This window comes from Mycobacterium sp. 852002-51971_SCH5477799-a, from assembly GCF_001667145.1.
GTDB lineage: Bacteria > Actinomycetota > Actinomycetes > Mycobacteriales > Mycobacteriaceae > Mycobacterium.
In genome coordinates this window covers 290,168-315,126 of the sequence record NZ_LZIF01000116.1, presented here as the reverse complement: position 1 = coordinate 315,126, position 24,959 = coordinate 290,168, and the positions used below count along the sequence as shown (strand labels likewise).

At 68.6% G+C, this 24,959-nt stretch carries 19 protein-coding genes and 3 pseudogenes; 14 read left to right on the top strand and 8 right to left on the bottom strand.

Annotated features, from left to right (window positions below):
* Positions 1 to 3: 3 nt before the first annotated feature.
* The 3 genes from A5753_RS20545 to A5753_RS20535 are packed head-to-tail and all read left to right on the top strand — an operon-like array spanning position 4 to position 2,650.
* Entirely contained in the window at positions 4 to 1,170 is a 1,167-nt protein-coding gene (locus A5753_RS20545; RefSeq protein ID WP_067132452.1) for a bifunctional cobalt-precorrin-7 (C(5))-methyltransferase/cobalt-precorrin-6B (C(15))-methyltransferase, read from the top strand.
* Positions 1,167 to 1,922 (top strand): precorrin-4 C(11)-methyltransferase, encoded by a 756-nt coding sequence (cobM, locus tag A5753_RS20540; RefSeq protein ID WP_067132591.1) that lies wholly within the window; start codon positions 1,167 to 1,169, stop codon positions 1,920 to 1,922. The genes A5753_RS20545 and cobM overlap by 4 nt, the downstream gene beginning before the upstream one ends.
* The gene (locus A5753_RS20535; RefSeq protein WP_067132448.1) at positions 1,922 to 2,650 is read left to right on the top strand and encodes a cobalt-precorrin-6A reductase; all 729 of its coding nucleotides are present in this window, start codon (positions 1,922 to 1,924) and stop codon (positions 2,648 to 2,650) included. Before cobM ends, A5753_RS20535 begins: the two co-directional genes overlap by 1 nt.
* On the opposite strand, the gene sigC is transcribed toward A5753_RS20535, so the two are convergent.
* Positions 2,639 to 3,193: an RNA polymerase sigma factor SigC gene (sigC, locus tag A5753_RS24965; protein WP_231990125.1), complete on the bottom strand. Its 555-nt coding sequence runs from the start codon at positions 3,191 to 3,193 to the stop codon at positions 2,639 to 2,641. The two genes, A5753_RS20535 and sigC, sit on opposite strands and share 12 nt — an antisense overlap.
* 114 nt (positions 3,194 to 3,307) lie before the next feature.
* A pseudogene (locus A5753_RS24960) lies at positions 3,308 to 4,000 on the bottom strand (DUF2275 domain-containing protein); the annotation flags it as partial.
* Positions 4,001 to 4,176: 176 nt separating this feature from the next.
* Here A5753_RS24960 and A5753_RS20525 point away from each other — a divergent pair.
* Positions 4,177 to 5,718 carry a PPE family protein gene (locus tag A5753_RS20525; protein WP_067132441.1) on the top strand — a complete coding sequence of 514 codons (1,542 nt, stop codon included), beginning with the start codon at positions 4,177 to 4,179 and terminating at the stop codon, positions 5,716 to 5,718.
* A 9-nt stretch (positions 5,719 to 5,727) separates the two neighbouring features.
* On the opposite strand, the gene A5753_RS20520 is transcribed toward A5753_RS20525, so the two are convergent.
* Genes A5753_RS20520 through cobG form a run of 3 tightly spaced genes read right to left on the bottom strand, consistent with a single transcriptional unit; the run spans position 5,728 to position 8,981 of the window.
* A complete protein-coding gene (locus tag A5753_RS20520; RefSeq protein WP_067132437.1) occupies positions 5,728 to 7,218 on the bottom strand; it encodes a precorrin-2 C(20)-methyltransferase in 1,491 nt (496 codons plus the stop codon).
* Positions 7,215 to 7,841 carry a precorrin-8X methylmutase gene (locus A5753_RS20515; protein ID WP_067132434.1) on the bottom strand — a complete coding sequence of 209 codons (627 nt, stop codon included), beginning with the start codon at positions 7,839 to 7,841 and terminating at the stop codon, positions 7,215 to 7,217. Before A5753_RS20515 ends, A5753_RS20520 begins: the two co-directional genes overlap by 4 nt.
* A 45-nt stretch (positions 7,842 to 7,886) precedes the next feature.
* Positions 7,887 to 8,981: a precorrin-3B synthase gene (gene cobG, locus A5753_RS20510; RefSeq protein ID WP_067132429.1), complete on the bottom strand. Its 1,095-nt coding sequence runs from the start codon at positions 8,979 to 8,981 to the stop codon at positions 7,887 to 7,889.
* Positions 8,982 to 9,082: 101 nt separating this feature from the next.
* Here cobG and A5753_RS20505 point away from each other — a divergent pair, with 101 nt between their 5' ends.
* The 5 genes from A5753_RS20505 to cobN are packed head-to-tail and all read left to right on the top strand — an operon-like array spanning position 9,083 to position 16,036.
* The gene (locus tag A5753_RS20505) at positions 9,083 to 9,910 is read left to right on the top strand and encodes an ABC transporter permease (protein WP_067132423.1); all 828 of its coding nucleotides are present in this window, start codon (positions 9,083 to 9,085) and stop codon (positions 9,908 to 9,910) included.
* An 11-nt stretch (positions 9,911 to 9,921) separates the two neighbouring features.
* Complete coding sequence (locus A5753_RS20500; RefSeq protein WP_067132421.1) at positions 9,922 to 10,677, top strand: ABC transporter ATP-binding protein; 756 nt, start codon at positions 9,922 to 9,924, stop codon at positions 10,675 to 10,677.
* On the top strand, positions 10,674 to 11,684 hold the full coding sequence (locus A5753_RS20495; RefSeq protein ID WP_082971406.1) for an ABC transporter substrate-binding protein: 1,011 nt from the start codon (positions 10,674 to 10,676) through the stop codon (positions 11,682 to 11,684). Before A5753_RS20500 ends, A5753_RS20495 begins: the two co-directional genes overlap by 4 nt.
* Positions 11,685 to 11,738: 54 nt before the next feature.
* Positions 11,739 to 12,413 (top strand): S9 family peptidase, encoded by a 675-nt coding sequence (locus A5753_RS20490; RefSeq protein ID WP_156656174.1) that lies wholly within the window; start codon positions 11,739 to 11,741, stop codon positions 12,411 to 12,413.
* A 47-nt stretch (positions 12,414 to 12,460) separates the two neighbouring features.
* On the top strand, positions 12,461 to 16,036 hold the full coding sequence (cobN, locus tag A5753_RS20485; RefSeq protein ID WP_067132403.1) for a cobaltochelatase subunit CobN: 3,576 nt from the start codon (positions 12,461 to 12,463) through the stop codon (positions 16,034 to 16,036).
* Positions 16,037 to 16,143: 107 nt separating this feature from the next.
* On the opposite strand, the pseudogene A5753_RS20480 reads toward cobN, so the two are convergent.
* Together A5753_RS20480 and A5753_RS20475 are read right to left on the bottom strand one after the other, a co-directional pair.
* Positions 16,144 to 16,944 (bottom strand): annotated as a pseudogene (locus A5753_RS20480) (SDR family NAD(P)-dependent oxidoreductase).
* Positions 16,945 to 16,946: 2 nt separating this feature from the next.
* Positions 16,947 to 17,579: a TetR/AcrR family transcriptional regulator gene (locus A5753_RS20475; RefSeq protein ID WP_067132402.1), complete on the bottom strand. Its 633-nt coding sequence runs from the start codon at positions 17,577 to 17,579 to the stop codon at positions 16,947 to 16,949.
* 228 nt (positions 17,580 to 17,807) lie between these two features.
* Between A5753_RS20475 and A5753_RS20470 the strand changes: the two genes are divergently transcribed.
* Entirely contained in the window at positions 17,808 to 18,197 is a 390-nt protein-coding gene (locus tag A5753_RS20470; protein ID WP_067132399.1) for a PPOX class F420-dependent oxidoreductase, read from the top strand.
* A gap of 13 nt (positions 18,198 to 18,210) precedes the next feature.
* A complete protein-coding gene (locus tag A5753_RS20465; RefSeq protein WP_067132397.1) occupies positions 18,211 to 19,074 on the top strand; it encodes a type 1 glutamine amidotransferase domain-containing protein in 864 nt (287 codons plus the stop codon).
* A gap of 4 nt (positions 19,075 to 19,078) precedes the next feature.
* Here the strand turns inward: A5753_RS20465 and A5753_RS20460 are convergent, their stop codons facing one another.
* Positions 19,079 to 19,786: a dienelactone hydrolase family protein gene (locus A5753_RS20460; RefSeq protein WP_067132396.1), complete on the bottom strand. Its 708-nt coding sequence runs from the start codon at positions 19,784 to 19,786 to the stop codon at positions 19,079 to 19,081.
* 73 nt (positions 19,787 to 19,859) lie between these two features.
* On the opposite strand from A5753_RS20460, the gene A5753_RS20455 reads away from it, so the two are divergent.
* From A5753_RS20455 to lnt, 3 genes and pseudogenes are all read left to right on the top strand, one after another.
* Positions 19,860 to 20,387, top strand: a complete 528-nt coding sequence (locus tag A5753_RS20455) for an FxsA family protein (RefSeq protein ID WP_067132393.1) — start codon at positions 19,860 to 19,862, stop codon at positions 20,385 to 20,387.
* 149 nt (positions 20,388 to 20,536) lie between these two features.
* On the top strand, positions 20,537 to 22,069 hold the full coding sequence (locus A5753_RS20450) for an amidohydrolase (protein ID WP_067132585.1): 1,533 nt from the start codon (positions 20,537 to 20,539) through the stop codon (positions 22,067 to 22,069).
* A gap of 292 nt (positions 22,070 to 22,361) precedes the next feature.
* Positions 22,362 to 24,952 (top strand): annotated as a pseudogene (gene lnt, locus A5753_RS20445) (apolipoprotein N-acyltransferase); the annotation flags it as partial.
* Between the last annotated feature and the right edge of the window lie 7 nt (positions 24,953 to 24,959).

Below are 24,959 nucleotides of genomic sequence, written 5' to 3'. Positions count from 1 at the left end.
CCCATGATCATCGTGGTCGGCATCGGCGCCGACGGCATGGCCGGACTAGGCGAGCCCTCGCGCGCCGAACTTCGAAGCGCCACAATTATTTACGGCTCACAACGGCAACTCGACCTGCTTGACGGCACGGTGTCCGCGCCCCGGCGGCAGTGGCCGTCACCGATGTTGCCCGCGTTGGAAGCGCTGCTCGATGAGAACAGGGGCGTCGTGCACGTGGTGGCCAGCGGCGATCCGCTGCTGCACGGCATCGGGGGCACCCTGATTCGCCTGCACGGCCGTGACAACGTCAGGGTGTTACCGCACGTGTCGTCGGTGACGCTGGCGTGCGCGCGGATGGGCTGGAACGTTCACGACACCGAGGTGATCAGTCTGGTCACCGCGCAGCCGCGCACCGCGGTCCGCCGCGGCGGCCAAGCGATCGTGCTGTCGCAAAGCAAATCGACCCCGCACGAGCTCGCCGCCCTTCTCACTGCCCACGGTCGCGGTGATTCGGAGTTCACCGTTCTCGAACGACTCGGCGCCCCAAACGAGCACCACCGCGAGGGCATCGCACGCGACTGGGCTGAGGACCGAGACCTTGACGACCTCAACGTGATTGCCGTGCGCTACCTGCCCGACGAACGCGTGTCACCCCTGCCCGACGACGCGTTCGCCCACGACGGGCAGATCACCAAGCAGGGCATCCGCACGGTGACGCTGGCGGCCCTGGCGCCACGGCCGGGGGAGCGGTTGTGGGACGTCGGCGCCGGCGCGGGCAGCATTAGTGTCGAGTGGTGCCTGAGTGGGCCGGGTTGCAGCGCAGTGGTATTCGAACGCGATGAAGGACGCCGGGGCAACATCGACGTCAACGCCGCAGCGTTCGGCGTCGGCATCGATGTGCGTGGCGACGCCCCCGAGGCGTTCGAGGGTGCCGAGCCGCCGTCGGCGATCTTCATCGGCGGCGGACTGACCCAGCCCGGCCTGCTCGACGCCTGCTGGGACAACCTGCCATCCGGCGGGCGGCTCGTCGTCAATGTGGTCACCACCGAGTCGGAAGCCGTTCTGATGCAGGCACATCAAAGCCTGGGTGGCCAGCTGCGACGTTTCCAGCACTACCACGGCGAACCGTTGGGCGCGTTCACCGGCTGGCGCCCGCAGTATCCGGTTACCCAGTGGACGGTGACCAAGTGACGGTGTATTTCATCGGGGCCGGCCCCGGCGCTGCCGACCTCATCACCGTGCGCGGCCAGCGACTCCTGCAAACGTGCCGGGTTTGCCTGTATGCCGGATCGATCATGCCCGACGACCTGCTTGCGTTGTGCCCGCCGGACGCGAAAGTCGTTGACACCGGCCCGCTGACGCTGGAACAGATCGTCGCCGAGATCAGCGAGGCGCACGCCGCCGGCCTGGACGTGGCGCGGCTGCATTCCGGTGATCCGTCGCTCTTCAGCGCGCTGGCCGAGCAGTGTCGACGGCTCGACGCCTTGGACATCGACTACGAAATCGTGCCCGGGGTACCGGCATTCGCGGCCGCGGCGGCCGCGCTGAAGCGCGAGCTCACCGTTCCCGGGGTGGCGCAGACGGTGACCCTGACCCGTGTGGCAACCCTGTCGACGGCCATGCCGCCCGGTGAAGACCTGACGACGCTGGCCCAATCCGGCGCGACCCTGGTCTTGCACCTGGCCGCCGCCCAGATCGACGCCGTCGTCCCGCAACTTCTCGAAGGCGGCTACCATCCCGAAACGCCGGCAGCCGTAGTGGCTTTCGCGAGCTGGGCGCAGGAACGGGTGCTGCGCGGCACACTCGCCGACATCGCCGGACAGATGCATCGGGCCAACATCACCAAAACCGCCGTCATCGTGGTCGGCGACGCGTTGACTGCCGGGGGATTTACCGACAGCTACCTGTACTCGCGCGGACGCGCCCGGGGGAGCAGGCATTAATGCGCGTCCTGCTGCTCGGGGGCACCGGCGAGGCGCGCGCCCTGGCGAAAGCTTTGCACCCGCGCATCGACATCATCAGCTCCCTGGCCGGCCGCGTTCCGGATCCGGCCCTGCCGGTCGGCCCCGTGCGCATCGGCGGCTTCGGCGGTGTCGACGGGTTACGACGCTGGCTGGACGACGAACGCATCGGCGCCGTCGTAGACGCCACCCACCCGTTCGCGGCGACCATGACGGCGCATGCCGCCGCCGCGTGCGGCGAACTGCGGATCCCGCATCTGATCCTGGCCCGCCCGGCCTGGGAACCTGGCACCGCCATCGTCGTCGAGTCGGACATTGCTGCCGCGCAAACCGTTGCTCGGCAAGGGTATTCGCGAGTATTTCTCACCACTGGGCGCTCGGGCGTGCGGGCCTTCGCCGACAGCGACGCATGGTTTCTCATCCGAGCGGTGACCGACCCGGACACGTCCGCACTGCCCCGTCATCACCGGGTAGTGCTGTCCCGCGGACCGTATCGCTACGACGACGAGTTGGCGCTGTTGCGCGCCCACCGCATCGATGCACTGGTCACCAAGAACAGCGGCGGGGACATGACCCGAGCGAAGCTGGATGCCGCTGCGGCGCTGGATGTTCCGGTGGTGATGGTGGCGCGGCCGCCGTTACCCGGGGGGGTGTTGATCGCCGGCACCGTGCACGAGGCCGCCGAATGGGTGGGCGCGCTAGCCGGTTAGGTGGCTGCGCTCACCGTCGGCCAGCAGCGCATCGCGGGCGCGCGCAACGCGGGAGCGGATGGTGCCCACCGGGCAGCCGCAGACTGCGGCCGCGTCGGCGTAGGGCAAGCCGAGCAGCTGGGTGAGCAAAAGCGCTTCGCGCTGTTCGGCGTTGAGGGCGGCGATCATCGCCGTCACCTCGACCAGGTCCTCGAATCCACGCGCGTGATGGTCCCCGCGCGCCACGTGTTCAGGATCGGCGCCCAGGGCGGCGCGGGGCCGCGACTGGAGGTGCCGTATGTGATCGGCCACCACGCGGCGTGCGATCGAGAGCAGCCAGGTCCGCGCACTGGAGCGCCCCGAGAATCGTTCGATGGCGCCAATGGCGCGCAGGAAAGTCTCTTGAGTCAGATCGTCGGCATTGCCCGTATCCGACAGGTAGGCGACGAACCGCCACACGTCTTGCTGGGTGGCTTTGATGAACGACTCGAGCGCTCGTGAGTTTCCGCGCGCGGCTGACAACGCGAGTTCGGTTACGGCCTCGTCGTCACTCGGCGCGGTCATGCCCAACCACCTTCGTTGTGCGGGTTTTCCGATTCTACGACGACCCGTCGTAGAGGATGCCGTGGGGTCGACGGCCGCGTGATTGATGGGCCTCAGATGGCCGCGTCGGCGACCACCGGCTGAGTCCGCCGCCCATGCCGGGACCTCGGCGTCGTCGGAAGCATCGGAGCCGTGCCGTCGGTGCGAGCCCACTCGTTCCCGCGCCACCAGCAATGCGAACGCCAGGCCCAACAGCAGGGGCATGTGGCTGGCGATTCGGGTGGCGGTGACCTCGCCGTTGAAGGCGTCGACGATCACATAACTCAGCAGCGCAAGGGAATAGACACCGGTGATTGCCGCCACCCCCGACGCGGAGGCCGGCCAGACGCCCGCGGCGACCATGGCCAGACCCAATGCCAGCAACCATGCCGTCGACTCGTGCATCAGGTGTTCGCCGGACATCGCGCCGTGCATGTGACCGGACACCATGCCGAAGTCGATGCCGCTGATCTGGGCGGCGGCAATCGCCACCTGGAAGAGGCCGACGGCGATCAGGCCCCACCGCCGGTAGTGCGTTCGTAGCCATCGCATCCGGGTCTGGTGTCCGGTCGGTTGCTCGCCGATGCTAGCCATGATTTTGTCGACCAGGTCAGGCCCGTCGCCGGGGGTCACCGAGGCCAGTCGGCGCGTCTGCACCGCCGCACCGATCAGCCAGGAGCGGCAGCCGCGGCAGGATTCGAGATGGGCATCGATTTGCTGCGCGAGCACCTGGGGACGCTCGCCGTCCAATCGAGCCGACAGCGCTTCGCGCGCGATCTCACACCGCATCCCTGCATCGTTGCGCATGGCACGGCGGCGCGCAAAGACTCGGGAGATTTAGCGTCAGAACGAAATCGCGGGGAACTAAACGGTGCCGACAACCGACCTCTGCTCGTAAGCATCGCCAGCCCACCCGCATGATTCACCGAAGAGGTATTCGTGTCTTTGCCTGAAGGCCCCCGACGATGACCGCCCCGATCTGGATCGCGTTCCCGCCCGAAGTGCACTCGACGTTGCTCAGCAGTGGTCCGGGACCTGGGGCGTTGCTTACCGCCGCGGCGACGTGGTCTTCAATGAGCGCCCAATACGCCGAGGCGGCCGAGGAGCTCAGCGCACTCCTGAGCGCCACGCAGGGTGGCGCGTGGGAAGGGCCGAGCGCTGAGCAGTACGTGGCGGCGCATGCCCCGTATCTGAGCTGGCTGCTGGAGAGCTCCACCAAAAGCACGACCGCCGCGGCGCTACATGAGACGGCGGCAGGCGCGTATACGGCGGCGCTGGCCGCGATGCCGACGATGCCCGAGCTCGTCGCCAATCACGCCGTGCATGCGGCGTTGGTTGCCACAAACTTCTTCGGGATCAACACCATCCCCATCGCCGTCAATGAGGCCGATTACGCCCGCATGTGGGTGCAGGCAGCCACGACGATGACCACCTACCAGGTCGTCAGCGAATCCGCCCTGGCGGCCGTTCCGGCGACGACGCCCGCGCCGCAGATAGTCACGCCGGGCGGCGAGGTCCAGGCGGCGGCAGCAGATACCGCTTCCGAGACTCCACCCACCACCTCATGGCAGGACGACCTAGCGAAGGCACTCTCGGACTTCACCCAAAACGTCCTCTGGCCACTCGGGAAGGAGATATACCCCGACGGCTGGCCCATTGACGCGGTTCCATTTGCCAATGGGGTGTCGTCTTTCTTCATGCAAATTCCCGGCATGAGTCCCGCGCTGGCCACAGCGTTGGGGTGGTTCATCTTTCACTCGTTGATGCTCGTCTGGCCCCTGGTGCAGGCGGCTCAGCTGGGAGTGATGGTTGCTCCGTTCATGATCGCGGCTGTTTCCGCTGCCGCTGCCGCAGGCGTGGCCGCGGCTGTCGCCGGTGCTGTGAGTGCCGCCGCCGTTGCGCCGGCGGTAAGCGTGCCGTTGGCGACGGCACCGCCGGCGCCGATGGCTACCACGCCGGCTCCGACGCCGACCATGCCCGCCGGTACCCCGGCACACGCGAGCAGCGCCACGGCTTCCAGCCCGGCGCCAAGTGTGGCCACCGCATCCGGTGGCGGACCGGTCGGCGGCGGTCCGGGCGTCGGCTTCGGTCCCGGCCTCACCGATGGCGTCGGCGCCGGCATGACCGACATGCAGTACGCGGTCGGCCTGGCGGGATTGTCGTCAAGCAGCAGTGCCAGCAGTCGCGCGCGAAGGAAGTCTCAGGAGCCCGGGCTCGACGACGCCGAAGCACCGGCCGCCGCCGCGGCCTCGACCGCTGCGCGGTTGCGCAGTCGTCGACGTCGCGGGGCAGAGGCCAAAGATCACGCCTACCGCTACGAGTACATGGACCTCGACCCCGCAGAATCCCTCCTGGCATCCGATGCGGGCGCGGGGCCGCTCGGATTCGCTGGTGCCGCAACCAAATCCGATGCCGCGCAAGCCACCGGCTTGGCGACGCTGACCCGCGACGGGTTGAGCGACGGACCCACCGTGCCGATGATGCCGAGCACCTGGGACCGCGACTAACCGGCGGTTTCAGGCCTGATAGCGCCGGGGCGTGAAGACGCGGTCGGTGGAATCGTGTGAGTACCACTGGGTTTGCGACGAGCCGACGATCAGCAGGCAGCGCATGTCGATCTCGGCGGCGTTGAGGTCGGCCAGCCTGACCACGCGGACGTCTTCGTCGGGGCGGGACACGCTGCGGCCGATCACCACGGGAGTGCCGGGTTCGCGGTGGGCCAGCAATATGTCACGCATCGCGCCGACTTGCCAGGTTCGCGTCTTGGAAGCCGGGTTGTAGATCGCCAGCACCAGGTCGACGGCAGCGGCGGCCTGCAGTCGGGCGGAGATCACTTCCCACGGCTTGAGGCGGTCGGACAGCGAGATCACCGCATAGTCGTGCCCCAGCGGGGCACCGACCCGACTGGCCACCGCCTGGGCGGCGGTCATTGCCGGGATGACGCGGACTTGCACCCCTGGCCATTCTTTGGCCTCTTCCAGCACCGCGGTCGCCATCGCGAACACGCCCGGGTCACCCGAGGAGACCACCGCCACGGTGCGGCCCTGTTCGGCCAGCGCGCAGGCCAGCCGGGCCCGTTCGGGCTCGTCGCGGTTGTCGCTGGGGTGGCGCTGCTGGCCGTCGCGGGCCGGCACGCGGTCCAGGTAGCCGCCGTAGCCGATCAGGTCGGTCGCCGCGGCAAGCTCCCGCCGGGTCTGTGGCGTCATCCAGTCCATGTCACCAGGGCCCAGCCCCACCACCGTGACGCTGCCGACGGCGGGCGTGTGCCGTCCACGCCGGCCGCCCGGCAATATCGCCAGCGAAAAGTACGGAACACCGGCCTCGTCGACGTCGGCGGCGGGCAGTATGCGTTGCGTGGCGGTGCTGGCCCGCTCCACGTAGAACGCGTCCTCAAGCTGTCCCGATGCCGAAAGCGCTTCGCGCACAGCGTGATACGAACGTCCAAGCTTGAGCACGACGGCCGCGTCGGCGTCGGCCAGCCGACGGGTCAGCTCGTCGGCCGGCAAGGTGCCCGGCAGCACCGACAGCACCTCGTCGCCGGCCACCAATGGCGTCGCGATGGCCGCCGAGGCCGCGCTCACCGAGGTCACGCCGGGCACGATGACCGCCTCGAACCGTTCGGTCAGCCGGGTGTGCAGGTGCATGTAGGAGCTGTAGAACAGCGGATCACCCTCGGCCAGCAGTGCCACATTGCGACCGGCGTCGAGGTGCGCCGCGATGCGCTCGGTGGCCTCGATGTAGAAGTCTTCGATCGCACCGGCATAGCCGCCGGGATGGTCGGTCGTCTCGGTAGTGACGGGGTAGACCAGGTGCTCTTCGATCTGCCCTGGCCGCAGATACGGTTCGGCGATCCCGCGGGCGATGCTGCGGCCGTGCCGGGCGCTGTGATAGGCCACCACGTCGGCCTCGCCGATCACCCGGGCAGCCTTGACGGTCACCAATTCCGGGTCCCCGGGCCCCAGCCCGACGCCCCACAAAGTGCCCCTGGAGGCGCCTTGCACGGTCATTCGCGGTCGCTCGCGATCGCGTTGACGGCCGCGGCGGCCATCGCGCTGCCCCCGCGCCGACCCCGCACCACCAGATACGACGTTCCGCGCGGGTTGTCGATGAGCTCCTGTTTGGATTGCGCCGACCCGACGAAACCCACCGGACCGCCCAGCACCCCGGCCGGCGGGGCGACTCCGTCGTCGATCAACTCGAGCAGCCGGAACAGGGCGGTAGGAGCGTTGCCGATCGCCAGCACCGCGCCGGGCAGCCGGTCCGCCCACAGCTCCACTGCGGCGGCCGAGCGAGTGGTCTGCCGACGTGCGGCCAGCTCGGCCGCCCGGGGATCGGCCACCAGGGACACCACCTGGTTGTCGGCCGGCAGCCGCGCGGCGGTGATCCCGGCGGCCACCATCGACGAATCGCACAGCACAGGAGCGCCGCCGCGCAGGGCCGTACGGACCCGTTCGACGACGTCGTCCGTGAACGCGATGCGCTCGGCGACGTCGACCTGGCCGCAGGTGTGGATCAACCGCACCACCACTTGTGCCACGTCGGCGGGGAATCGCGCCAGGTCGGCTTCGGCGCGAATCGTCGCGAACGACTGGCGATAGATCTCGGCCGCGTCGCGAATGTAGTCGAGCACTCGCCCACCCTAAAGCTTGCTGGCGTGACGACCCGCCGCGCCCGGCTAGAGCCTCCGATATCCGTCTGGTGTCGCCACCAGCACGTCACCGGCGAGGGGGCTGCCGCACGCCCGGTCGCAGCCGACGAAGTGTCGGTGCACTGTCGAGTCGGCGTCCAGCGATTGCGCGGCGTCGGCCCGCACGTCGGCGGCCGAGCGTGCGCAGCCGGGGCTGCCGGTGCAGGCGCTGACGGTCAGCCAGGGCGAGTTCTCGTCGAACACCAGGCCCAAGGGCGCCAGCACCCGCAGCGCGGTATCGGCCACTTCTTCATTGAGGTCACACACCAGCACCGAGCGCCACGGCGTGATCACCAACGGCGCCTCGATCGCAGCCAGATATTCCGCAACGCGTGCCGGCAGCACACCCAGCGGCACCGCGGCGCCCAGCGTCACCCGGCCGTCGTCTTGGCTGATCCAGCCCACCGGCGCCTTGGTGACGGCCGGGAAGGAGGTGGCGCGCTGTTCGGCGTTCGGTAGCAGCTGCGAGGCATCGTCCAATTCCTTGACGCGCCAAGCTGTCCCGCGGATGTCGACGAATCGCAGTGCGAGAGTGATCAGCGTTTCGATCACCTCGTCGCCCGCCAGCCGGACACCGGTGTCGCGCGCGGCCAGCAGCAGCGCGAAGCCGTCGGGAAACGCGTGCACGCCGACGTCGGCGCGCAGCCCCGACACGTCGGCACGCCCGTCGTCCAGGCTGAACCAGAACCGGCCGCCCAGCTCGGCGAGCCTGGGCTCGCCGCAGATCGCGGCGTCGAGTTCGCCGACCCAGTGCCGCACATCGAGATTGCCGCCGCAGCGCCCAGACAGTGGTGACGCCACGATGTTGCGGACCCGCTCATGCGTCATCGACGGCAACAGACCCGCGGTCGCCAGCGCCTCGGCGACCGCGGTAACTTCGGTCAGCCCGCGCAACTGCACGTTGCCCCGGGCGGTCAGCTCGAGCGTGCCCGAACCCAACTGACTGCTGGCGGCAGCCAACGCGGCCAGCTGGGCGGCCGTGATCATGCCGCCGGGCAGCCGGATCCGGGCCAAGGGTCCATCGGCCGCCTGGTGCACCTGCAGCGCACCCGGGCATGCGTCCGTGTCGCGCGTCCTGGTCACCCGTCCACGGTACGGCGCGCGTCGAAGACGGTGGCCGGGATTGCCTTCAGCCAGACGTAAACCCTTACTCAAGCCCCTGGTCGCGCCATAGCGTCCGCACGGTGAGCATCGCCACCGCGCTCGACGCTGCGTCGAGCAACCCGCGCAGCGCGCCAGCCGGTGGGCCAAGCGGATTATGGGCCCGCCGCAAGTGGGAAGTCGCGCGCGTCGTGTCGCCGCTGGCCCTGGTGGCGTTGTGGCAGCTAGGCAGCGCGCTCGGTGCGATCCCCGCCGATGTGCTTCCTGCTCCCTCCTTGATCGTCCAGGCCGGCGTGGAATTGACCCGCAATGGTCAGCTCGCTGACGCCCTGCACATCTCCACCGTCCGCGTTGTTGAGGGGCTGGTGCTGGGCGGGATCATCGGACTTGTGGCGGGCGCGGCGGTCGGGTTGTCCCGCTGGGTCGAATCGACTCTGGACCCGCCGATGCAGATGATCCGGGCGCTGCCACACCTTGGCCTGATCCCGCTGTTCATCCTTTGGTTCGGCATCGGCGAGCTGCCCAAGGTGTTGCTCGTGGCCCTCGGTGTGGTCTTCCCGCTGTACCTCAACACGTTTTCGGCGATCCGGCAGGTCGACCCCAAGATGCTGGAAACCGCTCAGGTGCTGGGCTTTTCGTTCTTTCAGCGGGTCGCCCGGATCATCGTGCCCAGCACGGCGCCGCAGGTGCTCGTCGGTTTCCGGCAGTCGCTCGCCATCGCGTGGTTGACGTTGATCGTCGCCGAGCAGATCAACGCCGATAAGGGAATTGGCTTCCTGATCAACAATGCCCGAGATTTTTTGCGGATCGACATCATCATCTTCGGGCTGACCATCTATGCGCTGCTGGGCATCATCACTGATGCGATCGTCCGGCTCATCGAACGTCGCACGCTGCGCTACCGACACTGAAAGGCCCGGTCTTGACACTCATCGCGGAATCGGACGCCGCTACCCGCGGCTCGGTCGGCATCGTCGGGGAACTGCGCCACGTCGACAAGTGGTACGGCAATCGGCAGGTGTTGAAAGACGTTTCGGTGCGGGTGCGTAGCGGTGAGATCGTCGCGCTGGTCGGGCGTAGCGGTTCGGGCAAATCGACGGTGCTGCGGGTACTCGCCGGTCTGTCGGACGACCACAGCGGGCAGCGTGTGGCGGCCGGCGCCCCGGCCCTCGCATTCCAGGAGCCGCGCCTGTTTCCATGGCGCGATGTGCGGACGAACGTCGGTTACGGCCTTAACCGCAGCCGCTTGCCGCGGGCGCAAGTCCGGGATCGCGCCGACCGGGCGCTGACCGACGTCGGGCTGGCCGACCACGCCGGCGCATGGCCGCTGACCCTGTCCGGCGGTCAGGCGCAACGGGTTTCGCTGGCCCGGGCGCTGGTCGCGGAACCTCAACTGCTGTTGCTCGACGAGCCGTTCGGCGCGCTGGACGCGCTGACCCGGTTGACCATGCACACCCTGCTGCTGGATCTGTGGCGGCGGCACCGCTTCGGGGTGTTGTTGATCACCCACGATGTCGACGAAGCGGTGGGCCTGGCCGATCGCGTGCTGGTGCTTGAGGAAGGCCTCGTCGTCCATACGCTGTTTATCGACGAGCCTCGCCGCGGACCTGGTGATCCGGGTCCCCACACGGAGCAACATCGCGCCGAGCTGCTGGATCGTCTTGGGGTGCGGCTTTGATGCGAGGATTCATCGCGCTGGTGGCCGCGCTCGGTCTGCTGCTGACCGGATGTGTTTCGCGCAGCGCCAGTTTGGGCCCCAAGCCGGCGCCGGCCGCGGTGCCCTTGTCGGAGCTGTCGGGTCTCACCCTGCAGGTGGGGGACCAGAAGGGTGGGACCGAAGCGTTGCTGCGCGCCGCGGGGCAGCTGGACAACCTGCCCTATCGAGTCGCGTTCTCGACGTTCACCTCCGGGCCGCCGCAAGTGGAGGCGGCCACCGCCGGCAAGATCGACTTCGCGATCACCGGTAACACGCCGCCGATCTTCGGGGCCGCCAGCAACGCGAAGATCAAGGCAGTCTCCGCGTACGGTGGCGGTGGGGCAGGCAATCGTGTTCTGGTGCATGCCGATTCGCCGATCACGTCGGTCTCCGAATTGCGTGGGAAAGCCGTCGCCGTCGCCAGGGGCAGCTCGTCGCACGCGAACCTGCTGGCCCAGCTGGACAAGGCCGGGCTCAAACCGGGCGAGGTGAAGTTCGTATTCCTGCAGCCCGCCGATGCGCTGTCCGCGTTCAGTCAGCACCGGGCCGACGCCTGGGCCATCTGGGATCCGTACACGGCCCAGGCCGAGCAGCAGATCCCGGTGCGTAGCATCGCCGAGGCGCAGGGCGTCACCAATGGCGATTGGGTCGGTGTCGCATCCGACCAGGCGCTGGACGACCCGAAACGCAACACCGCACTGTCCGACCTGCTGGTGCGTTTCGAGAAGGCCGTGCAGTGGGCCAGGGCTCATCCGCAGGAATGGGCTCAAAGCTATTCGGCAGCAGTCGGATTGGATCCCAAAGTGGCGACGGTCGCGGCGACGCGCAGCCTGCGGCTACCGACCGAACTCGGTGATGACGTGGTCGCGTCCGAACAGAAGCTGGCTGACTTGTTCGCGGCCGCCGGTCAGCTCGCATCGTCGCCCAGGTTTGCCAACTGGGTCGACCGTCGGTTCAACGAGGCGCTGCGACGCGGCCTCGCCAGCTGATCACGCCCGTCGTCCATGGATTGAACACGCCCTGGCGCGGGCATCCTGATGCCCGTGAGGACGGTGGAATATGCCCCGGGCCGCATGGCCGACGTCTTCGGCGAGCCTGCGCCGTTCACGATCTTGCTGTGGCATGGCGCGCAAACCGATGCCCGCGCCGCCGTCGGCCCACTGGCCGGGATGCTGGCCGAGCGTGGCGCCGTGGTGGTTGCACCGGACTGGAACTCCCATGCCGAAGACGGCGGGCGTGCGGATCTGCTGGCGTCCCTGGAGTTCGCCCGCAACCTCGCCACCGACGCAGAGCGCATCCTGCTGGCCGGGTGGTCGATGGGCGGTGCCGCGGCGGCGGGCGTGACGTTGCACGCGGGGCGACTCGACTTCGCTCCCGCGCACACGGTCTGCCTCGCCGGAGCTTTCATGGTCCCCGATCCCATCTTCGGTGCGCCGCTGACCGACGGGCTCAGCGGTGCCGATATCGGTTCGCCGTTCACCTTGCTGCACGGCATCGACGACGACGTCGTCCCCGTGGCCGCGAGCAGAGACTTCGCCGCCCGCCTGGAGCGGGTCGGCTGGCCGGTGGAGGTGGTCGAACTGCCCGCCGATCACGGCTCGATCGCCGGTGCCGACTACGACGCCCTCGCCGATCGCTACGAACCGGCGAAGGACGGACCGGCCCGGAGCGTGGCGCAACAGGTCGCCGACCGGATCGCGGCGGTGCTGGGCGGTTGAGCGGTCCCACTAGCCGCCACCGCGCCCGGTTGCGGTACGAATGATGGGTGGCTGAGCCGACCATCCTGCTGCTGTCGACATCCGATACGGACCTGATCAGCGCCCGTTCCAGCGGCAAGAACTATCGGTGGGCCAACCCGTCGCGGCTCTCGGAAGACGAACTGCCCGACCTGCTGGCCGGCGTCGACATCGTGGTGGTGCGGATCCTCGGCGGCTACCGGGCCTGGGAAAGCGGCATCGACACCGTGATCGCCAGTGGGGTGCCGACGGTTTTGGTCAGCGGCGAACAGGCCGCCGACGCCGAATTGACCGGTCTATCCACGCTGGCGGCCGGGATCGCGGTGCAGGGGCACATCTATCTGGCCCATGGCGGCGTGGACAACCTGCGCCAGCTGCACGCCTTCCTCTCGGACACCGTGTTGATGACCGGGTTCGGGTTCACCCCGCCGGTCGTGACGCCGACGTGGGGAGAGCTGCCGCGACCGAACTCCGCCGATACCGACGGCCCGACGATCGCCGTGCTGTACTACCGTGCGCAGCACCTGGCCGGCAACACCGGCTACGTCGAGGAGCTGTGCCGGGCCATCGAGGAGGCCGGCGCGCGGGCGATGCCGGTCTACTGCGCGTCGCTGCGCACCGCCGAACCCGAACTGCTGCAACGGCTCGGCGACGCCGACGCGATGGTGGTCACCGTCCTGGCGGCCGGGGGACTGAAGCCGGCCACGGTGTCCGCCGGCGGCGACGACGACAGCTGGAACGTCGAACACCTTGCCGCCCTGGATATTCCGATTCTGCAAGGGCTGTGCCTGACCAGCCCCCGCGCCCAGTGGCGCGCGAACGATGACGGGATGAGTCCGCTCGACGTGGCCAGTCAGGTGGCGGTGCCCGAGTTCGACGGCCGCATCATCACGGTCCCGTTCTCGTTCAAGGAGATTGACGAGGACGGGCTGATCTCCTATGTCGCCGACCCGGAACGTTGCGCCCGGGTCGCCGGACTGGCGGTGCGCCACGCGCGGCTGCGCCATGTCGCCCCGGCCGACAAGCGGGTGGCCCTGGTGTTCTCGGCCTATCCCACCAAGCACGCCCGCATCGGTAACGCGGTCGGGTTGGACACGCCGGCAAGCGCCGTCGCCCTGCTCCAGGCGATGCGCGATCGCGGCTACCGGGTAGGTGAACTGCCGGGCGTCGAGGCCAATGACGGCGACGCCCTGATCCACGCGCTGATCGAGCAGGGGGGCCAGGATCCCGACTGGCTCACCGAAGGGCAACTCGCCGGCAACCCGATCCGGGTGTCCGCCAAGGATTACCGCGAATGGTTCGTCACCCTGCCCGCCGAATTCACCGAGGCCGTCACCGAGCACTGGGGCCCGGCGCCGGGGAATCTCTTCGTGGACCGCAGCAACGATCCCGACGGCGAAATCGTCATCGCCGCAATGCAATCGGAGAACCTGGTGCTGATGGTGCAGCCACCCCGCGGCTTCGGGGAGAAGCCGGTCGCCATCTATCACGACCCGGACCTGCCGCCCAGCCACCACTACCTGGCCGCCTACCACTGGCTGGACGCCGGCTTCGGGTCGCACGCGGTGGTGCATCTGGGTAAGCACGGCAATCTGGAGTGGCTGCCCGGCAAGACGCTGGGCATGTCGGCGGCCTGCGGCCCTGACGCCGCGCTGGGCAACCTGCCGATGATCTACCCGTTCCTGGTCAACGATCCCGGTGAGGGCACACAAGCCAAAAGGCGCGCGCACGCCGTTCTCGTCGACCACCTCATCCCGCCGATGGCGCGCGCCGAATCCTACGGTGATATCGCGCGTTTGGAGCAGTTGCTCGATGAGCACGCCAACGTCGCCGCCCTGGATCCGAGCAAACTGCCGGCCATCCGCCAGCAGATCTGGACGCTGATGCGGGCAGCGAAGATGGACCACGACCTGGGTCTGACCGAGCGGCCCGCAGAAGACTCATTCGACGACATGCTGCTGCACGTCGATGGCTGGCTGTGCGAGATCAAGGACGTCCAGATTCGCGACGGCTTGCACATCCTGGGGCAACAGCCAACCGGTGAGGCCGAGCTGGACCTGGTGTTGGCGATCCTGCGCGCACGCCAGCTGTTCGGCGGCGAGCGCACCCTGCCCGGATTGCGGCAGGCGCTGGGGCTTGCCGAGGACGGCACCGACGACCGAACCACAGTCGACAAAACCGAGGTCGTGGCCCGCCAGCTCATCGCCGCTTTGCAGGCGACGGGCTGGGACGCCGATGCGGCCGAACGGATCACAGACAACGCCGACGTCGCGGCGGTGCTGCGATTCGCGGCCACCGAAGTGGTGCCAAGGCTCGCAGGCACCGCCGCCGAAATCGAGCAGGTCTTGCGCGCCCTCGATGGCCGCTTCATCCCGGCCGGCCCGTCCGGGTCACCGCTGCGCGGTCTGGTCAACGTGCTGCCCACCGGGCGCAACTTCTACTCCGTTGATCCCAAGGCCGTACCGTCCCGGCTGGCCTGGGAAGCCGGTGTCGCGCTTGCCGATTCACTGTTGGCCCGGTACCACGACGATCACGGACAGTGGCCGCAATCTGTCGGGCTGTCGGTATGGGGCACCTCGGCGATGCGCACCGCCGGCGACGACATCGCCGAAGTTCTTGCCCTGCTCGGTGTCCGGCCGGTATGGGACGACGCGTCGCGGCGCGTCGTCGACCTGGCGCCGATCCCGCTGGCCGAGCTAGGCCGTCCGCGCATCGACGTAACGGTGCGGATCTCGGGGTTTTTCCGCGACGCCTTCCCGCATGTCGTGACGATGCTCGACGACGCGGTGCGGCTGGTCGCCGACCTCGACGAGCCCGCCGAGGAGAACTACGTCCGTGCCCACGCTCAGGCCGATCTGGCTCAGCACGGCGATCAACGGCGCTCCACCACAAGGATTTTCGGTTCCAAGCCGGGCACGTATGGCGCCGGATTGCTGCAGCTGATCGACAGCCGCAACTGGCGCGACGACGCCGATCTCGCCGCCGTGTACACCGCGTGGGGCGGCTTCGCCTACGGCCGTGACCTGGACGGTCGCGAGGCTGTCGACGACATGAACCGGCAGTACCGGCGTATCGCGGTGGCCGCCAAGAACACCGACACCCGCGAACACGACATCGCCGACTCCGACGACTATTTCCAGTACCACGGCGGCATGGTGGCCACGGTGCGCGCGCTGACCGGCCAGGCCCCGGCCGCCTATATCGGCGACAACACCCGGCCCGATGCCATCCGCACCCGCACCCTGTCCGAGGAGACCACCCGCGTATTCCGCGCGCGCGTCGTCAATCCGCGCTGGATGTCGGCGATGCGGCGGCACGGATACAAGGGCGCGTTCGAGATGGCGGCGACGGTGGACTATCTGTTCGGCTATGACGCGACGGCCGGTGTGATGGCCGACTGGATGTACGAACAACTCACCGAGCGTTACGTGCTGGACCCGGAGAACCGCAAATTCATGTCGGAATCGAATCCTTGGGCCCTGCACGGCATGGCCGAGCGGCTGCTCGAGGCAGCCGGACGCGGCATGTGGGAGGCGCCGCAACCGGAGACCCTGGACGGGCTGCGGCAGGCGCTGCTGGAAACCGAGGGCGACCTGGAAGGCTAGGCTCCCGCGCGAGTGTGCGGCCCCACGCGAGTCTGCGGCCAGCCGCACACTCGACACCGAACGTGCGGCTGGCCGCACACTCGGCGCGAGGTGCGGCCTAAGCGGCGCTAGATGAAGTCCGACCCGCCATCGACATTGACCGTCGCGCCGGTGACATAGCCGTTGCGCCGCGACGCCAGATAGGCGGTCAGGGAGGCGACCTCTTCGGGAAGTCCGGCGCGGCCGAGGTCACAGGGTTGGTGAAAGTTGTTGTCGATCCAGGTCATGACGTCGATCGGATTGGTGGCGTCCAGGCCGTCGGCGGTGAGGATGTCGTTGAGCGCTTCGGTGAAGCTCGCGGTCACAATGGTCCCCGGACACACGCAGTTGACCAGAATGCCGTCCTTGGCAAGGCTTTTCGATAGGTTCTTGGTGACACTGGCCAACGCCGATTTCGATGCGGTGTAGGCGATGATCCGTGGGTTTTGACGCTGAATCGAATGCGCCGACAACGTCACGATGCGGGCCCAATCCGCGGAGCGCAGCAGCGGTAAGGCGGCGCGAATCGACCGGACGGCTGACATCGTGCCGAGGGTGAATGCCTCGTCCCACTGTCTGTCGTCCATCTGCTCGAAATAGCCGTCTCCCGGTCCGATCGTGTGGATCAGGCTGTTGACTCGCCCCCAACGTTGCGAGACGGCGGCGAAGCCGGCGGCGATGGACTCGGCCTCGGTCATATCCACACTGATGCCCACGGCATCCGGAGCGCCCGCTCGCCGCAGCGACGAGACGGCGGCATCGAGGGCGTTCTGGCCTCTGGCCATCACCGCCAAGCTGGCTCACTCCGCAAGGGTTTCGGCGATGGCCAGGCCCATACCCTTGCTGCCACCGGTGACCACGACCGTCGATCCGGCGAATCCCAAATCCATCGCTACTCTCCTTCGATCGGTTCTGCGACCCGCGCGCCCAGGCCGCGCAGGCAGAACTGCAGCATGCGGTCGCGCAGAACGGTGCGGTCGAAATCGCCCGTCGCCCAGTGTTGGTTGATGCCCGCCCAGACCACCCCGTGAATGAACTGGGCGTCCGTCATCGGTTCGATGTGGTGGAACGTCCCGCTCGCCAGACCGCGCTGCAGCGTCTCGCTGAGCGGCTTGAGCATCTCGGCGTACGCGGGCTGAACAAGCGCGGAGGACTGCGATTGAGCTTCCATCGACAGGCGACGCAAGTCGGCTCTGATGTTGTCATCGAATGCCAGGTCGAGTCGTCCATCGATCCACGCCGCGACCGCGTCGATCTCCGTGGCAGCGGGTGCCATCCGGCGACGCAGTCGCCGTTCCTCCGCGCGGGCCATGTCGAGAAAGAGCGCGGCCACCAATTCGTCCTTGGATTCGAAATGCCGATAGAACGCTCGCGTGCCCAGCGCGGCCCGTTCCAGCACCGCGCCGATGCTGAGCTTCCCAATTCCCTGCTCCCGCACAACCGTTGAAGCGGCGGCCAGGATCGCGCGGCGCACCGCTGCGTCCGGACCGAGTTTTTCGCGTCGCCGCGTGCGGGGAGTGCTCACGGATTCAGGCCGCCGCGTCGTAGGCGGTGGGATGGTTCGCGGATGGTCGATCGCTCCCGAGCGGCGCACTGCGGCACGGGTGGTGGTCCGGGCACGTCCATGGTCGCCTACTTTCGGTCGGTGCTCCGCGGTCTTAACTGAAAATAGCGTTTACGCTTAAGCTCCATGACTATCGCAGCCGAGTGCCGAGAATGTCGACGCCCGCAGCCGCGGCGGTAAGTTGTCCTGGTGACACCGACCTTCGCCGATCTCGCCAATACGCAGTACATCCTGCTGACCACGTTCACCAAGGACGGCAAGCCCAAGCCGACGCCCATCTGGGCCGCCCTGGACGAACAGCGCGGAGACCGGCTCCTGGTCATCACCCAGGAAAAGTCGTGGAAGGTCAAGCGAATCCGCAACACCCCGCGCGTCACCTTGGCCACCTGCACCATGAACGGCCGCCCGACCAGCGAGGCCGTCGAGGGAACGGCGGCCATTCTCGACAAGTCGGAGACGGCCGCCGTTTACGACGCGATCGGCAAGCGTTACGGCGTGGTGGGCAAGGTGTTCAACTTCTTCAGCAAGCTGCGCGGTGGCATGGACAACAACGTCGGCCTCGAACTGAAAATGGCGTAACCGGGAAGGCGCCGTGGCCACCGTTCTCATCCCGATCCCGGACCGCGACTTCGACCCGACCGAGGTCGCGGTCAGCTGGTCGGTGTTGACGCGAAACGGCCACCGGGTGGTTTTCGCGACCGAAACCGGCAGGCCCGGAGTGGCCGACGACATCATGGTGACGGGCCGCGGATTGGACATCTGGTCGGCGCTGCCGCTGCTGGGCGCCATCCCGCTGGTCGGTCTGACCCTGCGCGCCAATAAGGCCGGGCGCAGCGCCTATCGGGAAATGTTGCGCTCCAACGCATTTCAGCATCCGCTTACCTGGACGCAAGCCACCCTCGACGGCGTCGACGGGCTGTTGCTGCCGGGTGGGCACCGCGCCCGCGGGATGCGCAGCTACATCGACAGTGACATCCTGCACCGGCTGGTCGTCGAGGCTTTCGCCCGAGGGCTGGTGGTGGCCGCCATCTGCCATGGGGTGCTGCTCGCCGCGCGCAGCATCGATCCCACGAGCGGCCGGTCCGTCCTGTACGGACGCAAGACCACGGCGTTGACGTGGGCAATGGAGCGGTTGGCCTGGCGCCTCACTCGATTCACCCGGTTTTGGGATCGCGACTACTACCGGACCTATTCCGAAGAACCGGGCCAACCGGGCGGGTACATGTCCGTGCAGTCGGAAGTCACGCGCGCGCTTGAAGATCCCACCGATTTCCGCGACGTCGCCCGCGGATCACCACACTGGCAGCTGAAAACCTCGGGGGTGGCGCGCGATACGCCGACCGACTCGCGGCCCGCATTCGTCGTCGACGACGGCGATTATCTGTCGGCGCGCTGGCCCGGCGACACCCACACGTTCGCAACGGTGTTGTCGCACAAGCTGAACGCGGCGCACTGACCCGCTACGTCGCGGCGCCGGCTCCCAGATGCTCGCCGAAGAACGCGAACACCCGCCGCCACGCATCCTCGGTGGCGTCCGCGTCGTAGCCGAAGCCCGCTATGCGAAGCAGCGGCTGGGCGGGCAGCTCGTTGGCGAAGCTGTGCCCGACGCCCGGATAGGTCTTCACATCGGCGGTGATGTTCTTGGCCGCGATGGTCTTGTTCAGCTTCTCGGGCGCGCCCCGGCCCAGCGGGTCACGGGCGCCGAAGCTGGCCACCACCGGACATGCACCGTCGAGCGTCCTGTCGAGGTTGCGGGGTAGGGGGGCGCCATAGAACGGCGCGGCGGCACCAAAGCCCTTGGGCGACATGACAAGAGCGAACTGACCGCCCATGCAGAAGCCCGCGATGCCGACCTGGCCGGAACATTGCGGCATGGCCTTCAGGTGATCGCGGGCCGCCAGGATGTCATCGAGGGCACGGCCTCGTTGCGTCTGCAGCTCCTTCATGACGCGGGTGATGCAGCGGATGCGGCCGCCGCGGGCATACATGTTCGGGGTAACCGCCAGATAACCGGCCGCCGCGATGCGGTCATTGATCGACTGCTTGTCCCGGCCATAACCGAACGCGTCGTGGATCACCACCACACCCGGCCACGGACCCTGTCCCGGCGGGGTGCTCAGTAACGCATCGATCGGTCCGTCGGGGGTATCGATGTGAATCGTCGTCATAGCGTCATCTAACTGCAATCACGCCGGCTAGCACCATGGGAACTCGGGGGCGGTCCGCGGACGTTGGTCTGGCATGGTGTCGCGGCTGTTGGTGATCTACGCGGTCGTCGAACTCGCGGTGATCTTCGCGTTGGTATCGACGATCGGATGGGGCTGGACCCTGCTGGCGCTGTTGGCCACCTTCCTGCTCGGCTGGGGGATCGTGGCCCCGCTGGCGGGTTCGCACCTCATCCGCCGGATCGGGCAGCTGCGCTCGGGCCTGACCGGACAACGCGTTGCGGCCGCTGACGGTGCGCTGGTCAGCCTTGCCGCGCTCCTGGTGCTCGTGCCCGGCCTGGTGAGCGCCGCGGTGGGCATGTTGCTGCTCATCCCGCCGGTACGGTCGGCCGTCGGCCCCGGGTTGACCGCCATAGCGGTGCGCAAGTTGCAGCGGCAGATGCCGGGACTCAGTTACGCGAGCGCCTTCCGCGGGGCGCCATACCCGCCCTCGCCTCCCAGCGGGACCTACTCGGACGCCGGCCGCGGCCACGGCGACTACATCGACGGCGAGGTCATCGATGTCCGCCATATCGAGGCGCCGCAACGATACGACCGCCGCTGACGCGGTGCGGCCATCTGATCATCGTTATTGCCACTCGGACCGGTGCACGTAGTTTTGGGCTGTGACCGACAGTGACCGCTAGCCCGACGCCGGTAACCCTGCTGGTCAACGGCCGGGTTCACAGCCCGGCCCAACCCGACGCGACCGCGATGGCCGTCCGTGACGGGATCGTGGCATGGCTCGGCGCCGACGAGGTCGGCCGCCGCATGTTTCCCGGTGCCGATGTCGAAGACCTTCAGGGCCGTTTCGTGGCGCCGGGGTTCGTGGACAGCCACATCCATCTCACCGCCACCGGGCTGACGCTCAGCGGGCTGGACCTGCGTTCGGCAGCCTCGTACGCCCAGTGCCTGCAGATGGTCGCCGACTACGCCGTCGCGCACCAAGGCCAGCCGGTGTGGGGGCATGGCTGGGACGAAACGTCGTGGCCGGAGAGCGCCCCACCCAGCACCGGCGACCTGGACGCCGTCCTCGGTGACCGGCCCGCTTACCTGGCCCGCGTGGACGTGCACTCCGCGCTCGCGTCCACGGGATTGCGACGGCTGGTAGGGGACCTTGCAGCGGCGGCGGGTTTCAGCGCCGAGGGGCCGCTGGTCGGCGACGCACACCATCTGGTGCGAGCCGTTGCCCGTGATCGGCTGACGGCGGAGCAGCTCGCCGAAGCCCGTGCCGCGGCTCTGCGGGCCGCCGCCGCGGTGGGCATCGTCGCGGTGCACGAATGTGCGGGGCCCGAGATCGGCGGGATCGACGACTGGCTGCAGTTGCGGGCCCTCGACCATGGCGTCGAGGTGATCGGTTATTGGGGTGAGCCGGTGAGCAGCGCCACCCAGGCGCGCGAGCTGATGGCGGCGACCGGAGCCCACGGGCTGGCCGGCGACCTGTTCGTCGATGGGGCACTGGGGTCACGCACCGCCTGGCTGCACGAGCCGTACGCGGATGCGCCGCATCGCACCGGAACCTGCTACCTGGATTCCCACGCCGTCGAGGCGCACCTGCGGGCATGCACCCAGGCCGAAGTCACCGCCGGGTTCCACGTCATCGGGGACGCCGCGGTCGCGACGGTGGTCAGTGCCCTCGAGCGCGTCGTCGCCGACCTCGGGCCGGTCGCGGTAGCACGGTGCGGACACCGCCTCGAGCATGTCGAGATGGTCAGCGCCGATCAGGCCACCAAGCTGGGCCGCTGGGGCGTCATCGCCAGCGTGCAGCCCAATTTCGATGCGTTGTGGGGCGGCGCCGACGGCATGTACGCGCGGCGCCTCGGTGCCCGGCGAGGCAGTCGGCTCAACCCTTTTGCGCTGTTAGCATCCCAAGGCGTGCCCCTAGCGCTAGGTTCCGATGCTCCGGTCACGGATTTCGACCCGTGGGTGAGTGTGCGCGCGGCGGTCAACCACCGCACCCCGGGCAGCGGGGTCTCGGCGCGGGCCGCGTTCGCGGCCGCCACCCGCGGCGGCTGGCGGGCGGCCGGTGTCCGCGATGGCAACGCGGGCACCCTGGTGCCGGGAGCTCCGGCCTCGTATGTCATCTGGGATGCCGGGGACCTGGAGGTGCACGCCCCGCGTGACACCGTCCAGCGCTGGTCGACCGACCCGCGTGCGCGGGTTCCCGCGCTGCCACGAGTGGGCCCGGGCGACGCTCTGCCGCGGTGCCGGCGAACGGTGCATCGGGGCGCTGTCATCCATGGCTAGGGACCGGTCGGGCGGCGAGCAACCCGCGGACCGAACCGATGCGGTGGACGCGGACTCCCCGCAACGGCCGGATTCCGACCCGATCAGCGATGAGGCCGAGTCGGACTGCGACGACCAGCCGGCCGACGTCCGCGCCGAGCCCGAGGCGCACGGCAGGCACGAGCGGGACGAAAGTGCCGCACCGCTCGAGGAACGCGCGCCGCCCGGCGGTCGGCCGGGGACCGCGGCGCGGAGCGCGGTAACAAGGTTGCTCGCCGCGGTGATCGCGCGGCTGCCCGCCGCCCAGGCCGCGATGCTGCCCCGCCTGTCCCGGCTGAGTTGCGCCGTGGGGGGCGGCTTACTGTTCTGCGCGAGTTTCCCGTCCCTCAACTGGTGGTGGGGAGCCGTAGTGGCAGCCGCGCTGCTGGCATGGGTGCTGACGCACCCCGCGACCACGCCGGCGGGGGGCCTGGGTTACGGCTTCCTGTTCGGCCTGGCGTTCTACCTGCCACTACTGCCGTGGGTCGGGCTCCTGGTCGGCCCCATCCCGTGGATCGCGCTGGCCACCGTCTCGGCGCTGTTTCCCGCCCTGTTCGGCCTCTGCGCCGTCATCGTTCGCCGGTTGCCCGGCTGGCCCCTCTGGTTCGCGCTGCTGTGGGCGGCCCAGGAGTGGCTCAAGTCGATCGGTCCGTTCGGCGGCTTTCCCTGGGGATCGGTGGCATTCGGTCAGACGCACGGTCCGTTCCTGCCGCTGGTCCAGCTCGGCGGCGTTGCGCTGCTGTCGATGGCGATCATGCTGGTGGGCTTCAGCGCGACGGCCATCGCACTGGAGATCGCCAAGTGGTGGCGCTCGGGTCACCCGGCAACCCGCGCGGCCGCCGACGGACGCGCCGACGACACCAATCAGGCGCCGCCCGCAGTGGTGCTGCCCGGCGTCTGCATCTGCTTGGTGCTGTTCACGTCGGTCATCGTCTGGCCGCAGGTGCGCCACGCCGGCACCGGCTCGGGTGGCGAGCCATCGGTCACCGTCGCGGCCATACAGGGCAACGTGCCACGGCTGGGCTTCGAGTTCAACGAACAGCGGCGCGCGGTGCTGGACAACCACATCCAGGAAACCCTGCGGCTGGCCGAGGACGTGCGGTCCGGTACCGCCCCGCAACCGCAATTCGTGATCTGGCCGGAAGACTCGTCGGACATCGACCCGCTGGTCAACAACGACGCCGCCCTGGAGATCTCGCAGGCCGCGGCGGCCATCGGCGCTCCGATTCTGATCGGCAGCGTGCTCGACGTGCCGGGGCGCCCGCCGCAGGACCCGAACTACACCAACACCATGATCGTGTGGAATCCGGCCACCGGCCCGGCCGATCGCCACGACAAGGAAATCGTGCAGCCCTTCGGCGAGTACCTGCCGATGCCGTGGTTGTTCAAGCACCTGTCCGGCTACGCCGACCGCGCCGGAAGCTTCGTGCCCCGCCAGGGCTCCGATGTGGTGCACATCGCGGGGGTGCCCGTCGGCGTCGCCACCTGCTGGGAAGTGATCTTCGACCGGGTACCGAGGAAAGCGGTGCTCGGGGGTGCCCAGTTGTTGGCCGTGCCGGCCAACAACGCGACGTTCAACAAGAGAATGAGCGAGCAGCAGCTCGCATTCGCCAAGGTCCGGGCCGTCGAGCACGACCGCTACGTGGTGGTCGCCGGCACCACGGGGATCAGCGCGGTGTTGGCCCCCGACGGCGGGGAGCTGGCCCGCACCGAGTTCTTTCAGCCCGCCTACCTGGACATGCAGGTGCGCCTCAAGACCAGGCTGACCCCGGCGACCCGGTGGGGGCCGCTGCTGCAATGGGTCATGGCCCTGGCGGCCGGAGCGGTGATCCTGGTCGGGATACGGCACAATGGATGGTTCCCGCGTTCGATACGTCTCAGGCCCACACGCCAATCGAAAGGGGCCGGTGCAACCCCCGGCAAACCCCGCCCGACGAGCTCGACTGACGACACTGCGCCCGACCCCCGGGACCGCACGCCGGCAGACGACGGCGACTGACCACACCCCGTCCGACCAGGACGCCCGACACTGCATCGATTTCGGGCGACACAGAGGAGCTACATGACCACCGGCCAGCCGGCGCCACACGTCCCAGGCAATCGTCCCAGCCAGCGCGTCTTGGTGATCATCCCTACCTACAACGAGCTGGAGAACCTCCCGGTCATCCACCGGCGGCTCAAGGACGCTTGCCCGCACGTGCACCTGCTAGTCGTGGACGACAGCAGCCCCGACGGCACCGGCCAGCTCGCCGAGGAGCTGGCGGCGGCCGACGCCGGCCGCACCCACGTCATGCACCGCACCGCCAAGGACGGCCTGGGCGCGGCGTATCTGGCGGGTTTCGCGTGGGGGTTGAGCCGCGACTACTCCGTGCTGGTCGAAATGGACGCCGACGGCAGCCACGCGCCCGAACAGCTGCACCGGCTGCTCGACGCCGTCGACGCCGGGGCGGACCTGGCTATCGGGTCGCGCTACGTCGAGGGCGGAACGGTTCGCAACTGGCCGAAGCGGCGCTGGGCCCTGTCCTGGACGGCCAACACCTACGCCAGGCTGGCGCTCGGCATCGGCGTGCACGACATCACCGCCGGCTATCGGGCCTATCGTCGCGAGGTGCTCGCAGCGATCGATCTCGCCGGGGTGGACTCCAAGGGCTATTGCTTCCAGATCGATCTGACCTGGCGAACGATCTGCAACGGTTTCGCCATCGCCGAGGTGCCCATCACCTTCACGGAGCGCGAACTCGGCGTGTCCAAGATGAGCGGATCCAACATTCGCGAAGCCCTGGTCAAGGTCACCCGCTGGGGTATCCAGGGCCGGCGGTCGGGCGCGCGGACCAGCAGGGCCGGCAACCGCACCTAGGCAGGCCCGATTCGA